Here is a 14732-nt window from a genome sequence, read left to right on the forward strand (position 1 = left end):
AGTGCTTCGCGGAGCGAAGTGTATCGAAACCACGAAGTTTATACTCTGTGCATTGCAGAAAAGACTTTTTCGTTCATGATGTTGATTTCTACACCCATGTCTTCTGCGAGGGTATTCATGCTGCTGCGAAGGGTTTCGATGTCGATATCGGCAGCAGACAGGTCTACCATCATCATCATTACGAAATTGCCCGAAAGAATTGTCTGGGTAATATCTGCAATGTTGATTTTATGATCTGAAAGGTACTGAGAAACCTTGGCGATGATTCCGACTTTATCTGATCCTACTACTGTTATTATTGCGTTCATTGTGTTCTCCTTTATTCCGTCATCCCGAACTTGTTTCGGGATCTTTTAATAGATGCTGAAACAAGTTCAGCATGACAAGTTCTGTTATTAAAAGTTATTTCCGAGTGTAGCAGCGATAACTGCTTTAATAGTATGCATGCGGTTTTCGGCTTCGTCGAAAACTACCGACTGTTTGCTTTCGAAAACTTCGTCTGTTACTTCCATGGCGGTGAGGCCGAACTTCTCACCTACTTCCTTACCGATTTTTGTGTTGAGGTCGTGAAATGATGGCAGGTCGTGCATAAAGATTGCGGTAGGCTTTGCCTTTTTCATTACCTCAGCATTTACCTGATATGCCTTAAGATCTGCAATGCGTTCTGCCCAGACAGCATCAGGCTCGCCCATGCTTACCCAAACGTCGGTGTAGATGATGTCGGCTCCGGCAGCGGCCTTGTCTACATCACTTTCCAGAGTGATTGAGCCACCGCTTTCCTGACACCATTTATCGCACTCATCAACAAGCGCCTTATTTGGGAAATATTTTTCCGGAGCGCAGAGAGTGAGATTAAGACCAAGCTTTGAACATACAATGCAAAGTGAGTTTCCGATATTGTAGCGGGCATCTCCAAAGTAAACCAACTTGAGCCCCTGAAGCCTTCCGTAGTGCTCACGGATTGTAAGCATATCTGCAAGCATCTGAGTTGGATGGTATTCGTTAGTAAGTCCGTTCCAGACAACTACACCTGAATATTTTGCAAGGTCTTCTACGATTGTCTGCTCATAGCCGCGGTATTCAATTCCGTCGAACATGCGGCCGAGAACGCGGGCTGTATCTGCAATGCTTTCTTTCTTTCCAATCTGACTGCCTTCTGCAAGATAAGTTGTGCAGATGCCAAGGTCGTGTGCTGCAACTTCAAAGGCACAACGGGTACGGGTACTTGTTTTTTCAAAAATGAGGGCAATGTTTTTACCACGGTGAATATCTACCGGAATACCCTTTTTCTTTTTTTCCTTGAGGTCGGCAGCGAGGTCAAGCAGGCCTGTAATTTCTGCCGGAGTAAAATCTTTTAATGTAAGAAAATTGCGTCCTTTTAAGTCCATAAAGTACCTCGAACAATTTATAATGAAAGTAGAATTATAACAGAAATAATAAAAAGAAACTAGATACAATTTTTCACCACACGGATTCGGAATTACTAACGTAATTCCATATTTATTTTTTGGATTTTGCGTTAGCAAAATCAAATCCGTGTGGCAATTTATTTATGCGTCGATTTCTTTAGCAAGGTTGTGAACGATAAAGTCGCGGCGTTCAGGAGTGTTGTTACCCATGTAGAACTTGAGAACCTGAGGAACATTTTTGAGAGTCTGGATTGTAACCTGTGTAAGGTGCATTCCCTTGTCTTCACTCTCACCTTCTTTACGAGGGAAGATGAACTGGCCGAACTCACTAGGATTGATTTCTCCAAGTCCCTTAAAGCGGGTTACCTCGGCAGATTTTCCCATCTTGGCAACTTCTTTATCACGGCTTTCTTCACTGTAGCAGTAAACTGTCTTTGATTTATTGCGTACACGGAAAAGAGGAGTTTCGAGAATATAAACGTGACCTGTCAAAACCAGCTCTTCAAAGAAAAGCAGGAGATAGGTCATAACAAGATTTCTGATATGGAAGCCGTCGTTATCGGCATCGGTTGCGATAATGATTTTGTCATAACGCAAGCCTTCAATGTCCTTCTGAACACCAAGACTGAAGGTAAGGTTTTTAAGTTCTTCGTTTTCAAAGAGTGCAGACTTTTTGCGGCCATACATATTTTCAGGCTTACCGCGCAGAGAGAAAATTGCCTGGTAAGAAACGTCGCGGCTTCCAACCATTGAACCTGTCGCAGAATCTCCCTCGGTAATAAAAATCATAGAGTTGGCACCCTTCTCTCCATCCTGAAGGTGGTAGCGGCAGTCCTTAAGCTTTTTGATTTTAAGCATTACAGATTTTTCTGCTTCGCGAATCTGCTTTTCGGTTACGCTGTTGATTTCGTTGCGGGCCTTCTGATTTTTGATGATTTTATCTTCGAGGGCACCGGCAACATCCGGGTTATGTCGCAGCCAGTCATCAATTGCTGTCTGAACTTCCTTAATAATTGGAGCTCGGATTTCTACGTTACCAAGTTTATTCTTTGTCTGGCTGGTAAACATTGGATTATCAAGGCCGATTTTGAGGGCACAGATTAATCCGCCGCAAACATCTTTTTCATCGTACTCTTTTTTAAAGAAGGAATTTACACCCTTTGTAACACCGTCGAGGAAGGAAGTAACGTGGGTACCACCGTCTTCTGTAGACTGTCCGTTTACGAATGAGTAAACATATTTATCAAGGCTGTTAGTATGAGTTAACACGAACTCAAGGTTCTCGCCCTTGTAGCTGAAGATTTTATAAAGGGCTTTACCGTCCATTTCGTGTTCAAGCAGATCCTGAATACCATGCTGACTGATATATTCCTGACCGTTACATTTGAGCATGAGTCCCGGATTGAGATAAGCATAATTCCAGAGACGCTTTTCTACATACTCCATGTTGAAGTTGTATTTTCCAAAAAGCTCTGTATCAGGCTCAAACTCAAGGTAAGTTCCGTTTGGAACACCAGGCTTTGCCGCGCCGGTTTTACCGCTGAGTTTTTCACCTTTTGCAAACTCAACCACTGCCATTTTTCCATCGCGGATAGATGCAGCACGGAAGTATGAAGAAAGCGCATTTGTAGCCTTAATACCTACACCGTTCATACCAATGGCCTGCTTGAATACATTGTTGTTATATTTGGCACCGGTGTTTACGTTGGAAACACAGTCTTCGAGTTTTCCAAGCGGGATACCTCGTCCATAGTCGCGGATTTTTACGCGGCCCTCTTTAATTTCAATATCAATTTTTTTACCAAAGCCCTGAGAGAACTCGTCGACAGAGTTATCGATTCCTTCCTTAAGAAGAATGTAGATACCGTCGTTTTCGTTTGAACCGTCTCCGAGAGAGCCGATGTACATACCAGGGCGCAAGCGGATATGCTCAAGACCTTCGAGGTGCTGGATGGAATTTTCGTCGTAAACGCCAGGATTAGTTTGTGCGGAGGAAGCGGCTTTTGCTGATTTTGCGGGAGCCTTGGCTGGAGCAGCAGCAGTTTTAGCCGTTGCTTTTGCTGATACGGCTGGTTTAGCAGGGGCTTTAGCGGCAGCTGATGGCTTTGCTGCTGTTTTTGCAGGAACGGCTTTTGCTGGTGCTGCTTTTGCCACCGCTTTTACAGTTTTTGCAGCGGCTGCTTTTGCAGGTGCTTTAGCGGCAGTTTTTGCAGCCGGTTTAGCCGGAGCCTTTGCAGAAGCCTTGGCAGCTGTTGCAGTTTTACTTGCAGTCGTTGTTTTTTTTGCCGGAGTCGTTTTAGAAGCAGTTGATTTTGATGCAGCAGCCTTTTCTGCTGCCTGCATAGCGGCAATACGAGCTGAAAGCCCAGTTTTTTTCTCTGACATTTTGATCCCACCCAAAAATGTTTATTATAATAGTAGAATTTTATTATGAGATTAGTGGAAAGTCAAGAGGGGTTCCAATCTGTATTATTTTCCCTATTTTTTTCATTTTACTGACTTTATCCATTTTTTTATAAAGTCATTTAATGTATATCCAATTTTCTCACACTGTTCAAAAGCAGCAACAGCCCTTGCCTCATAGATATTTTTTTCTGATTCAACAGGTGTCTGCAACGAAAGAATATAATAGGCACAGGCATATTGATAATAGAAATAAACATTCGTTTTCATTGAATCAGGAAGAGAATCAAATACCATTAAGGTTTGTTGAGGCTGCCCGATATCATTTAAGGCATACATATATACATATTTTGTATTAATAGAAATTTCATTCTCTGCAGGAAGAGCTTCTAAATAAGCTCCATATGATTCAATAAATCCAACGACAGCCTTACTTTCGGCACATCTTCTAAGTGAATCAAGATGAATCCAGAAGGTTATATTTTTACTTTCAGGATACTCTGCTTCAAATTTTTCCAGTTCAGCAAGAACCTTTTCCCCCGGCTCCTGTGTGGAAAGCTTTTGTATTTCTTCCCATCTGAGTGCTTCTTTAGATGGTTTATAAATGCTCTTGTCAAAAGTCATTACATGTTTCTTATCAGCATTTTTAGCAGTAAATTTAATTTCTTTATATGGAATAGTTTTACGTGTATTTTCGGCTGCTTTTATGGCCTTTTCGGCCAGAGTTTTATAGTTAGATGAATAAAGTCCGTAAAAGCATCTGCCGGCAATATAATGAGCCATATAATCATCCCAGGAAACATAATCATTTTTTATACGCTCTACTACCGGTTCAAGCAGTTTTACTGCTTCATCATAAGAAATATAGCCGGCTCCAATTCCCCATCTGAGAGTTGTAATTTCGCGTCCTTCATCCCATGCTTCTATACCATGACTTCCAAGAACGTTTTTCATTGTTGAAGCATAATACAATCTTGATGTATCCAGCACATCTAGATTTTCAGCCTGCGCTATTTCAAGAATTGATTTTTTCTTATGCTTATCCAAAAGTTTAAGCAATTCATCATAAGCCCCTGAATGACCTCTTTCTTCAAGGGTATTAAAATTATCTACAAGAGACTGGTAATCTGTAATTCCCCAGGAATCCTTTAAAATCTGTTTGCCCTCTTCGGCATTGGATTTATTTGAAAAATCAAAATGATTTTCTTGATTAATTTCAAAAAGATTACTGGAAAAGGCAACTGCATATTTTTCCAGTTCCGAAAGCTGATCCCATGTCTGTGCAAAAAGAGCTACCGATACCAATAAACAAACAATAAATGATAAAAGTCTTCTCATATCTAAATTATAGCACACTATATCAGGAATAAAAGATTTTTAATTTCGTTGAGAATGCGTTTTTTATCGGTGGTCCATTGTGGTGCCAGCAGCTGACTTTTCGGAGGGTCGCCGGTGAGGCGGTGGACTACGCAGTTTTGAGGCAGGAGCTGCAGGGCTTTTTGCAGCAGGGCGAAGTATTGATCTTTTGTAAGAGGCTGGTAGGCGCCATCTTCGTACATGGTGGCAAGTCGGGTGTTTTTGAGGATGTAGAGAGATGTGATTTTTATACCCCATTTGTCATTTTGATGAAGGTCGGACTCCATAGTATTAGATGCTGAAACTAGTTCAGCATGACGAGTATTTTGTTCCACTACGAACTTTACTGATTTCAGCATGTCTTCTTCGGTCTCGCCGGGAAGTCCGAAAATAAGATGGGTTACTATATGGATTGAGGGAGCTGCCTTGCGAATACGGCTGACGGCATCTAGATAATCTTCGTTTGTGTAGCAGCGGTTTATGAGATTGCCGGTCGCTTCATTGCAGGTCTGAAGGCCCAGTTCTATCTGTACAAAGTGTTCGCGCGAGATGTCGGCGAGGCCTTTCAAAATCTCGTCACTCAGACAGTCCGGACGGGTTGCTACAGCAAGGCCTTCTACTCCCTCGCAATTCAAGGCTTCCCGGTATTTTGAAAGCAGATTTTCCGCATCACCATAGGTCGAAGTAAAGCTTTGAAAATAAGCTATATACTTACTCTGTCGTTCACCGCTCCGTCCACGTAGTTTGACTTCTACAAGTTTTTTGCCCTGCTCTATCTGCTCTTTTATTGGAAAGCTTCTCCCTGCCACAAAATCTCCACTGCCAGCCTGCGAGCAGAAAATACATCCGCCCTTCCCCTTACTTCCGTCGCGGTTTGGACAGGTGCAGGCTGCATCCAGAGAAATCTTATAGGTTTTGCAGCCGAAGATTGATTCGTAGAACTGAGAAAGTGTTAGCAAAGCGAACTCCCCGTCTTCAAGCCAGCGTTTTAAGGGCTGCCAGATTATTCAAAATATTATGGAAGATTTCGAAGCTTTGTGGTGTAAGTGAAGCCAGGTTGTCGTCTAGGGTATGCAGGAGCTGCCAGGTCTGGGGCTGAATCCCCTGGGTAGCTGCAGTGACTTCTGCAGACGGCAGCATGGTGATTGCCACGGCCGGAATGCCGTTTGCAATAAAGCTTGCATTATCAGAATAGTTGCAGGGCAGACAGAACCAGCGGCCGTTTGCAGAGGCTTGCAGGAGGCTTGCTGCACGCTGTTCCAGAGCGCTGAAATCTTTTACAAAGCGGGCCGGAGCCTTAGGTGGCAGAATAGTTTGAGTTAAAATCGGGACGTCGCCACGCCCCATGCAGTCGAATACGAAAATATCGTCATTGGTAATGCCAAGTCGCCGGAAGACCTGGGCCAGCGGGAAGGCACCTTGTTCCGCAACGCCCGCCGCGCCGAGTTCCTCGCCATCGGTAAAAATAAGACGAATATTATGAAATTGTCCGCCGGCTAATCCGGCAAGTTGACCAGCCCAGCGTAAAAGGCAGAAAACTGCTGCCGAATTATCGTTTGCACCGGGACTTCCCGGAAATCTGTCATAATGTGCAATTACAGTTTTTATGCGGAAGGAGGGATTATACTGAACCTGAGGAAATTTCACATAAATATGATTTTTTCCTTCCATTTGTAAAAGAGGAGCTTCAAGCCCTGCGGCCCTGAGATAATTTTGAATAAAACTGGCACGATCACATTCTGGAGCAATAAATTGTTCAAATTCAGACATTCCGATTCCAGCCATTATTCTTTCCACTATATTTTTTTCTGCATCCACAAAAGATCATAATAACGGTCAAACTTTTTACCAACATCCTTAAGATGACCAGCCATAACATAACCTTCCCGCAGGTGAAATTTGTAACTATCTTTTGTTAGATATGGATCCTCTCGTTCGCAATAAGCAACACCGGCAAGAAGATTTTCAATCCCAATTTTTTTGAGTTCTTCTTCGAGGTGACTATAAAGCAGCGAGCCGATTCCCATTCTGCGGAACTTCTTATCTACATAAATCGAAGTACCAACCGTCCAGTCATAGGCCTCGCGTTTACTGTAAGCACTGGCATAAACATAGCCCACAATATTGCCGTCTTTCTCACAGACCAGATAAGGATATTTCTCTTTAATATTTTTGATTCTTTCCTTGAATTCGTCCACAGTCGGAACATCATATTCAAAAGAAACTGCAGTTTCTGTAATATAAGGCGCATAAATCTCAACAAGGCGTTCCGCATCGTTAATATCTGCATCCCGGATTTTTAATTGGGTATTCATATTATATATTTTAATGATTTACTTTGTGAGGGGGAAGTCTATATAATAAACTCATGACCCAGATACAAAAAATTCTTTTCAAATATCAGGATAAAAAATACGCTGATTTTTCTGCAAAGCTGGTACCTACCCTGCCACGAGATGCTTTTATCGGTGTACGGTCGCCAGCCTACAAAAATGTAATTCGAGAGATAAAAATCTTACCACCTGCCGTGCTTGAAGATTTTTTGGCTGATCTCCCTCACAAATATCACGAAGAAAACTGTCTGCAGATTGCTATTATTAATAAAATCAAAAACTATGAGGAATGTCTGACTGCCCTCGAAAACTTTCTGCCTTACATAAACAGCTGGGCTGTAAGCGACGGACTAAATCCGGCTGTTCTAAAAAAGAACCGAAATCTGCTTCTTCCAAAGCTGCAAGACTGGATCCGCTCCGAAAAGCCTTTTATCCAACGTGTTGGTATGCTGCTTTTGATGAAATATTTTCTTGATGATGACTTTAAAGCAGAATACCTCGAATTACCGGCTGCCATTCGCAGCGACCAATATTACGTAAATATGATGACAGCCTGGCTCTTTGCCGAAGCACTCGTTAAACAGTGGGACACGGCAATCACTTTTATTCAGGAAAAAAAGCTTGATATATGGACACACAATAAGGCAATTCAAAAGGCCTGCGAAAGCTTCCGTGTATCGCCAGAACATAAAGAATATTTGAAAGGTTTCCGAATAAATTAAAGGCGCCACAGACCCCACAAGCGCCGATTGTTTCGACATTTTTTTTGTGCTATATTCTCTCTCATGAGTTTTCGTGATAAAAAAGTTTTTGGTTATCTGCTTGCGGCCGCCTGTGTATTTTTCTGGGGCATCACTTTTGTCTGCACTAAATATCTTCTTCGTGATTTTACGCCGCTTGAAATTCTCTTTTATAGATTTATTGCTGCTTACATAGGACTCTGGATTCTGCGTCCCCGCTTTGAAAAAATTGCTGCCCGAGATAACATTCTTTTTGCACTGGCCGGTTTTACCGGAGTAATCCTTTATCAGCTTTTTGAAAATATTGCCATCAATTATACAAACGCATCAAACGTAAGTGTTATCGTAAGCATCTGTCCTCTTTTCACTGCAATCTTCAGCCAGATTTTTCTGAAGGAAAAACATCTTTCTTTGTGGTTTATTATCGGCTTTGTAATTTCGATTACAGGAGTTACCCTCGTCTGTCTGAATGGAAACAGAACTCTTGAGTTCAATCCAAGGGGAGATTTTCTTGCCCTTTTTTCTGCAATCTGCTGGGGCTTTTACTCAGTTGTAATTTCAATCATCAATAGAAAAAACTACGATCAGATTTGTGCAACACGCCGTATTTTCTTTTTTGCAGTTTTAATGATGATTCCTCTTATGCTTTTTACTAAACAGAATGGCATACTGGAAAATGTTTCAAGATTTAAGAATCCTCTTAATGATATATATCTTCTTTTCCTTGGACTTGTAGCCAGCGGATTTTGTTTCGCAGCCTGGAATAAGGCCTGCAAAACTGTAGGAACCGTAAAAGTCAGCTGCGGCCTTTACCTTATTCCCGTTGTTACAATCATCTTTGCATTTTTTGTACTCGGAGAAAAAAATCACCCTGCTTGGCGGGTTAGGAGCCGCAATCACTATTGCAGGGCTTTTTGTTAGTGAACGCTAAGTCCTTTATTCAAGCTTCTTCTTTCTGGCCTGTAATTTTTCGTTTATCTTTTTGGCTTCACTGAAATCAAGAAGATAAACCAGAAGAGTTACAATGATAAAAATCAGAACAAACATTATCTCCATAACAGCAAGTGATTTCAGGTCTTTCTGGAACCAGCCGAGATTCAAGCCTATAAAAACGAGAACAGAATTCAGAATCAAAAAATATAGGATTTCACATAGGGTAAGCTGCCTGTTAGTCATATTCTTTTTGATGAGGAAAATTCCAAAAGCGAATCCGGAAACAATTCCAATAATCAAAACACCCCATATATCTTTAAGTCCCATATAAAGCTCACCAGATGAGCTGAAGAATTTTCTGAAAATTGTAATCATTATAAAAATCATGGTTACAACTCGGGTACAGATATTAATCATCACGGAAAGCATTCCGTCGTTATTTACACTATGTTTCATAAACCTAACAACTCCTTTAATGTGTTTAAGTAGTTCCTCGAAATTACAACTTTATATCCGTTTTCAAGAATTGCTTCAAAGCGGCCTCCGAATACCGGCGCGAGGCTGTCTATTTTATCCAGATTTACAATTACTGCTTTGTTAGCCCTAAAGAAAAGGCTGGCCGGCAATTCTTCTTCCAGCTGATAGAGTTTGGATTTTGTTTCGTAAACACAATCTTTTGTATAGGCAAAAACTTTATCATCTACAGATTCAAAATACAAAATCTCTTCAGGTTCAACAAAAACAATTTTAGAATCCTTGTAAAAGTTCATTTTGCCTTTGCCGCTTTTAAACTGATTGATTAGTTTTGTCAGACTTTCATCAAGATAGTCACACCTAACAATTAACTCATCTTCCTCATCTGTCTTCTTCTCAAGAATGGTTACTTTCATTTTTTTCCTCAAACTGGTTCTTCTGAGACTATTTATATTGTATCTTGCAGAATAGAGGGTGTAAAGTTTTTTGTTTACGAAAAAAGTGTGATTTGTTAATATAAACGCAAATGAGCAGACAAATTACAATCATAAAAAAAGAAGAAGCCTATACTTACGATGAAGTAAACTTTCTTGAAGAAAAGCTTTTGCCGCTGATAGCAGATGAAGAACAAAAAGAGGCGACAGTGGAAGTGCTGAGCCGCCTCAAAGCAAGTCTTGAAAATCAGAAAACTTCAGCCGCTATTTTCTTTATGCCGCAGAATACCTTCAATATTTTTTCTTTGATTCAGGGAGACAATTCCATCTGTAAAATCGAAAAAGAAAATATTGAAGCAATATATAGCGCTTTTGATTTGATTGATGATTTTGAGAAGCAGTCGATTTACAAACATCTCCAGCAGAAAATTCAAACTCTCAAGGAATATCTACAGCAGGGAAATACCGTGACGCCAACTGTAATTTCAGCGGATAATTTTTCTGTGATGGAGATTGAATAAGTCGGATATCGATAAATATGACATTTAGTTGTCATATTTTGGGTGTATTCTGTAGCTAATAAAGTTTGTCGGGTCAAGCCCGACAATGGCACTCGACTACAAATGTCATGTTCGGGCTTGACCCGGACATCTCAAAGGAAAGAACCAATGCCACGTCCAGACTTTTCTGAAATAAAGACCTTCGAAGAATTCTCACAACTTACTCAACGAACTAAATATTTTATAAATCATAAAAGATTCTACCTTCATTTTCGATTCTCTCTGCATGCAGTTTTACATCAGTAACTTTTTCCAGAAAAGCCCTGTCATGACTCACAACAATAAGTGCACAGGAAAGAGATGACAGTGCATTTTCCAGAGCAAGCACACTTGTTATATCCATATGATTCGTTGGTTCATCCAGAATTAAAAGAGATAGCGGCTTTTCTACCACCAGAGAAATCATCAGCTTTCTAAGTTCGCCGGGACTAACAGAGCCCTGCTGCAGATTATCCGGTTCACTTCCGAGTCGGTATAAAGTCGAAAGAACAGCTCCTCTTTCCGCATCTTCAAGCTCATTGAAGTCAGAAAGAATTTGATTCTTTAAGACTTCTGGAATCTCCTGGGGCAGATACATAACTTCTTTCGTCCTGCCGGATTTTTCAAGTTCACTAATCAGATGTTTTATAAAAAGACTTTTCCCGGTCCCGTTCTGCCCGGTCAAAGCAATTTTTGAATCAGGATTAATTACAATCCTCGGAATGTGAAGCTTATAAGAAGTTTTTTCTTCAGATGCAAAAATATCACTTTCTTCTATAACTATAGCCTTTGCAAAGCCTGCTCCTTCAACCGAAAAACCTTCTTTTCTCATAAGTGATTTTTTTACAGAATCGCGGGCAGCCTCTGTTCTTTGAATCTGACTATCAAGATTTGCTTTTGCATCTCCAGTGCTTCTGTCTTTTCCACCGAGTCTTGCAACATCAATTTTTCTTTTTGCATCATGATCACGCGGGTCAATATTTTTTTTAGCAAGGCGGCTTTTAGATCGTTCGTTTTCTTCTGCAAGCCTGCGGCTCCTCTGCTTTTCGCCTGCCGCTTTTGAATTGAGCCTCTCCCATTCTCCGCGATTATGAGAAGCCTTCTGCTCGCGAAGCTCCAGAGCCTTGCTAAGTCCTCCGGAATAGCTTTCACAAACCACGCACTCACGCCCGCCGGAAAAAGCACGAGCCTCATTATAAAGATAAACTGTGTGCTTACAAAGAGAGTCCGCAAAAGAGCGGTCATGGCTTACAATAATTCCGATTCCATCAAAAAGGGCAAGCGTGTCAGAAATCATACGGACAGTTCCCTCATCAAGATGATTTGTAGGCTCATCCAGAAGCAACACAGCCGGTTGCTCTGCCAGCGCACAGGCAATCTGGATTCGCTTCTTCTCCCCACCAGAAAGAGAATCATAGCGGGCAATCATTTCTTCTGTGATATGAAGCATGGAAAAGAAGCGACGCACTTCGTTATCGTCACTCCAGAAAACAGAATAAATATTTTCCGGCACCTCGGCAGTTTCCTGAGGGCAGTAAATAACACAGCCGGTGGTGCTTTGCCCGCCCCTTACGATTCGTCCTTCATCAGGTTTAAGCAGACCTGCAATCAGTTTTAGAAGTGTACTCTTACCACAGCCGTTGCTTCCGGCAATACAAGTCCAGCCATCATTAAACTGTAGAGAAAAATCCTCGAACAAAGTTACGTGCGAAGAGGGATATGAAAAATAAAGCTTTTGAATTTCTAATGACATAATGACCTCCAGAGGAAGCCAGTAATCATAATAAAATTATGCAGGAAAATAATACAACGAACAGATTCGCAGAACCCAGATAAAATTAATACTGTAACCGACTTCCAAAAAATGAAATCTCAAACGAGAAAAAAATGTAGGGAAATCAGATTTACAGTCTCATCGGCAATGCGTCTCCTTAAGAAAAGTTAATTAATTTTATTATGAAAAATGATTTTATGTCAATGTAAAAATCAAAACCAATATTGTTTATTTTTCTAAATATGACATTTAGTTGTCATATTTAATATGCTATTCTGTAACTATCCGGTTGGACAAAAATCTGCCGGGTTATACAGGAGGCCTTCAATGCCATTTGATTACAAAAAAGGATTTAAAGAGTTTTATCTACCGCCGACAAAGCCGCGAAAAACATCTCCTGAAAAATTAAGGACTGTCATAAGACATCCAATAAGGAGAGTATATAATGAAAAATGAACTTTTAGAAAACATCGAAAAACTTCACACAACACCGATGGGCCTAGACCGTATTCGCCGTAACCTCCGGCTTGGTGATGATGTCAAAGATGTTGTTGAATGGTGTCGCGAGAAAATTCTGGATAGCAACGCAGTCATTACCCAGCAGGGCAAGAACTGGTATGTCACAATTGACGGATGTGAGTTCACTGTGAATGCTTACAGTTTTACGATAATTACAGCGCACAAATTATCTACTGACAAAACCCGTCATTAGCTTTATTATAGTTAGAGAATGAAAAACTCAAATACAAAAAAGTTTATTGATATCAAAGATAAAAAACGGCTTAAAATATTTTACCGAAGCGTTTACAGCCGTCTCATAATCAACTTTCTTTTTATCGCCATTCAAATTTTTGTAATGGCCCTTTTTGTTCTTCGTCTTGAAAAATACCTTGAGCTTTATTTTGGACTTTCCCTTGTTCTTTCAGCTAGTTTCATGATTTATATGGTGAATAAAAACGGTCGCAACGAATTTAAACTGGCCTGGATTATTCCTATGATTTTTGTGCCGCTTTTCAGCATTGCTGCTTATTTTATGTATCATACAAACCGGGGATCAATTCGAGTTTCAAAAAAACTTACAATGCTCAGAGAAAAAACTCAGATTCTGATTCCCGAAAGTTTAACTCCTTCTTTAGAATCTCAGACTCACTACGTAAATGAACTTTCGAAAAATCACGCATCTGATTTGATTTATTATCTGACTAACAATTTCTTTTTTCCATATGCCAATTGTGAAGTAAAATATTTTTCTAGCGGAGAAGAAGTTTTTCCTCACATGCTTGACGCAATCCGCAGCGCAAAAAAATATATCTTTCTGGAATATTTTATTATTGAGCCTGATGCTTCCTGGAATGAGATTTTTAATGTGCTTAAAGAAAAGGTTCACGAAGGTGTGGAAGTCAGGATTCTTTGTGATGGCCTTGGCTCTCCTGTATTTTCAACTTCATATTATCAAAAATACTTAAAAGCGAATGGCATTAAATCTCGAGTCTTCGTTCCTATTATTCCAGTTTTTTCAACCCATCTTAATAACCGCGACCATAGAAAAATGCTGATTGTGGATGGGCAGCTTGCCTTTACCGGCGGCCTTAATCTTTCAAATGAATATTTCAACCGTGGAAATAAAAAACGTTTTGCTTACTGGAAAGACAATGCCGTTCAGATTCAGGGCCAGGCCGTTCACACTTTTCTGCAGCTCTTTTTGCAAAACTGGAATCTCTTTGCAAAAGATATTGAAGATTTTACTCCATATCTGCCGCCTTCTTATAAGACTTATGACAGCAAGGGAATTACAATTCCTTACGGAGATGATTTTTTTAACAACAAAGATATTGCAGAAGATATCTATCTATACATTATTAATAATGCAAAAAAATATCTGATGATAACAACACCATATATTCTCGTTGATAACCACTTGCAGGAAGATTTGATATTTGCAGCTGCCCGTGGTGTTGAAGTTTCGATTATTGTTCCCGCCATCCCAGATCACTTAATTACTTTCTGTATTGGAAAAACTTTTCTTGAAACTTTTGTGAATAAAGGAATTAAAGTTTATCTTTACCAGAAGGGCTTTATTCATGCCAAAACCTTTATTTCTGACAATCAGATTGCAACTGTAGGCTCTGTTAATCTTGATTATAGAAGTTTATATCATCATTTTGAAAATGGAGTTGTCTTTATTGATTCTCCTCTTGTTGATTCTGTAAAAAATGATTTTGATCAGACTCTGAAAGATTGCATTCAGATGCAGCCAGGTGACTATAAAAAGATAAAACCTCACATACGTTTTATTGGCCGGCTCTTCAGAATCTTTGCACCGCTATTTTAATTTCC

At 40.3% G+C, this 14732-nt stretch carries 16 protein-coding genes; 6 read left to right on the plus strand and 10 right to left on the minus strand.

Translation table 11 applies throughout. From position 1 onward, the window contains the following. Positions 1 to 38 precede the first annotated feature (38 nt). The 7 genes from G626_RS0101180 to G626_RS0101210 form a co-directional block, all read right to left on the minus strand. A complete protein-coding gene (locus tag G626_RS0101180; protein ID WP_022930967.1) occupies positions 39 to 308 on the minus strand; it encodes an ACT domain-containing protein in 270 nt (89 codons plus the stop codon). 87 nt (positions 309 to 395) lie between these two features. Next, entirely contained in the window at positions 396 to 1388 is a 993-nt protein-coding gene (gene argF, locus G626_RS0101185; protein WP_022930968.1) for an ornithine carbamoyltransferase, read from the minus strand. Positions 1389 to 1550: 162 nt separating this feature from the next. Next, on the minus strand, positions 1551 to 3794 hold the full coding sequence (locus G626_RS0101190) for a toprim domain-containing protein (RefSeq protein ID WP_022930969.1): 2244 nt from the start codon (positions 3792 to 3794) through the stop codon (positions 1551 to 1553). A 102-nt stretch (positions 3795 to 3896) separates the two neighbouring features. Further along, positions 3897 to 5150 carry a DUF1266 domain-containing protein gene (locus G626_RS0101195; protein ID WP_081647462.1) on the minus strand — a complete coding sequence of 418 codons (1254 nt, stop codon included), beginning with the start codon at positions 5148 to 5150 and terminating at the stop codon, positions 3897 to 3899. A 17-nt stretch (positions 5151 to 5167) separates the two neighbouring features. Next, positions 5168 to 6127, minus strand: coding sequence for a tRNA modification radical SAM protein MnmL/YtqA (mnmL, locus tag G626_RS0101200; protein ID WP_022930971.1), 960 nt, complete (start codon positions 6125 to 6127; stop codon positions 5168 to 5170). Between the two features lie 16 nt (positions 6128 to 6143). Then, positions 6144 to 6953, minus strand: coding sequence for a M28 family peptidase (locus tag G626_RS0101205; protein ID WP_231365042.1), 810 nt, complete (start codon positions 6951 to 6953; stop codon positions 6144 to 6146). A gap of 11 nt (positions 6954 to 6964) precedes the next feature. Then, complete coding sequence (locus G626_RS0101210; RefSeq protein WP_022930973.1) at positions 6965 to 7483, minus strand: GNAT family N-acetyltransferase; 519 nt, start codon at positions 7481 to 7483, stop codon at positions 6965 to 6967. Between the two features lie 53 nt (positions 7484 to 7536). Between G626_RS0101210 and G626_RS0101215 the strand changes: the two genes are divergently transcribed. Together G626_RS0101215 and G626_RS17015 are read left to right on the plus strand one after the other, a co-directional pair. Further along, positions 7537 to 8223 (plus strand): DNA alkylation repair protein, encoded by a 687-nt coding sequence (locus G626_RS0101215; protein WP_022930974.1) that lies wholly within the window; start codon positions 7537 to 7539, stop codon positions 8221 to 8223. A 63-nt stretch (positions 8224 to 8286) separates the two neighbouring features. Beyond that, complete coding sequence (locus G626_RS17015; RefSeq protein ID WP_231365043.1) at positions 8287 to 9162, plus strand: DMT family transporter; 876 nt, start codon at positions 8287 to 8289, stop codon at positions 9160 to 9162. Positions 9163 to 9177: 15 nt separating this feature from the next. Here the strand turns inward: G626_RS17015 and G626_RS0101225 are convergent, their stop codons facing one another. Beyond that, positions 9178 to 9630 carry a DUF3021 family protein gene (locus G626_RS0101225; protein ID WP_022930975.1) on the minus strand — a complete coding sequence of 151 codons (453 nt, stop codon included), beginning with the start codon at positions 9628 to 9630 and terminating at the stop codon, positions 9178 to 9180. Next, entirely contained in the window at positions 9627 to 10064 is a 438-nt protein-coding gene (locus tag G626_RS0101230) for a LytTR family DNA-binding domain-containing protein (RefSeq protein ID WP_022930976.1), read from the minus strand. Before G626_RS0101230 ends, G626_RS0101225 begins: the two co-directional genes overlap by 4 nt. Positions 10065 to 10174: 110 nt before the next feature. Between G626_RS0101230 and G626_RS0101235 the strand changes: the two genes are divergently transcribed. Beyond that, positions 10175 to 10603, plus strand: a complete 429-nt coding sequence (locus G626_RS0101235; protein WP_022930977.1) for a hypothetical protein — start codon at positions 10175 to 10177, stop codon at positions 10601 to 10603. Positions 10604 to 10823: 220 nt separating this feature from the next. On the opposite strand, the gene G626_RS14930 is transcribed toward G626_RS0101235, so the two are convergent. Beyond that, positions 10824 to 12374 (minus strand): ATP-binding cassette domain-containing protein, encoded by a 1551-nt coding sequence (locus G626_RS14930; RefSeq protein ID WP_022930978.1) that lies wholly within the window; start codon positions 12372 to 12374, stop codon positions 10824 to 10826. 348 nt (positions 12375 to 12722) lie between these two features. On the opposite strand from G626_RS14930, the gene G626_RS18330 reads away from it, so the two are divergent. Genes G626_RS18330 through cls form a run of 3 tightly spaced genes read left to right on the plus strand, consistent with a single transcriptional unit; the run spans position 12723 to position 14727 of the window. Then, a complete protein-coding gene (locus G626_RS18330) occupies positions 12723 to 12851 on the plus strand; it encodes a hypothetical protein (protein ID WP_022930979.1) in 129 nt (42 codons plus the stop codon). After that, positions 12841 to 13107, plus strand: a complete 267-nt coding sequence (locus tag G626_RS0101250) for a DUF3781 domain-containing protein (protein ID WP_022930980.1) — start codon at positions 12841 to 12843, stop codon at positions 13105 to 13107. The genes G626_RS18330 and G626_RS0101250 overlap by 11 nt, the downstream gene beginning before the upstream one ends. An 18-nt stretch (positions 13108 to 13125) precedes the next feature. Then, positions 13126 to 14727: a cardiolipin synthase gene (gene cls, locus G626_RS0101255; RefSeq protein ID WP_022930981.1), complete on the plus strand. Its 1602-nt coding sequence runs from the start codon at positions 13126 to 13128 to the stop codon at positions 14725 to 14727. Positions 14728 to 14732 lie beyond the last annotated feature (5 nt).

Origin of the sequence: Treponema bryantii NK4A124 (assembly GCF_000421345.1) — a bacterium.
Lineage (GTDB): Bacteria > Spirochaetota > Spirochaetia > Treponematales > Treponemataceae > Treponema_D > Treponema_D bryantii_B.

Excerpts from the sequence above, each read along its gene's own strand:
- G626_RS0101210 (WP_022930973.1), bottom strand. The coding sequence starts at position 7,483 with ATGAATACCCAATTAAAAATCCGGGATGCAGATATTAACGATGCGGAA.
- G626_RS0101235 (WP_022930977.1), top strand. The coding sequence starts at position 10,175 with ATGAGCAGACAAATTACAATCATAAAAAAAGAAGAAGCCTATACTTAC.
- G626_RS0101205 (WP_231365042.1), bottom strand. The coding sequence starts at position 6,953 with ATGGCTGGAATCGGAATGTCTGAATTTGAACAATTTATTGCTCCAGAA.
- G626_RS0101190 (WP_022930969.1), bottom strand. The coding sequence starts at position 3,794 with ATGTCAGAGAAAAAAACTGGGCTTTCAGCTCGTATTGCCGCTATGCAG.
- G626_RS0101195 (WP_081647462.1), bottom strand. The coding sequence starts at position 5,150 with ATGAGAAGACTTTTATCATTTATTGTTTGTTTATTGGTATCGGTAGCT.
- G626_RS0101230 (WP_022930976.1), bottom strand. The coding sequence starts at position 10,064 with ATGAAAGTAACCATTCTTGAGAAGAAGACAGATGAGGAAGATGAGTTA.
- cls (WP_022930981.1), top strand. The coding sequence starts at position 13,126 with ATGAAAAACTCAAATACAAAAAAGTTTATTGATATCAAAGATAAAAAA.
- G626_RS18330 (WP_022930979.1), top strand. The coding sequence starts at position 12,723 with ATGCCATTTGATTACAAAAAAGGATTTAAAGAGTTTTATCTACCGCCG.
- G626_RS14930 (WP_022930978.1), bottom strand. The coding sequence starts at position 12,374 with ATGTCATTAGAAATTCAAAAGCTTTATTTTTCATATCCCTCTTCGCAC.
- G626_RS0101250 (WP_022930980.1), top strand. The coding sequence starts at position 12,841 with ATGAAAAATGAACTTTTAGAAAACATCGAAAAACTTCACACAACACCG.
- G626_RS0101215 (WP_022930974.1), top strand. The coding sequence starts at position 7,537 with ATGACCCAGATACAAAAAATTCTTTTCAAATATCAGGATAAAAAATAC.
- G626_RS0101180 (WP_022930967.1), bottom strand. The coding sequence starts at position 308 with ATGAACGCAATAATAACAGTAGTAGGATCAGATAAAGTCGGAATCATC.
- G626_RS17015 (WP_231365043.1), top strand. The coding sequence starts at position 8,287 with ATGAGTTTTCGTGATAAAAAAGTTTTTGGTTATCTGCTTGCGGCCGCC.
- G626_RS0101225 (WP_022930975.1), bottom strand. The coding sequence starts at position 9,630 with ATGAAACATAGTGTAAATAACGACGGAATGCTTTCCGTGATGATTAAT.
- argF (WP_022930968.1), bottom strand. The coding sequence starts at position 1,388 with ATGGACTTAAAAGGACGCAATTTTCTTACATTAAAAGATTTTACTCCG.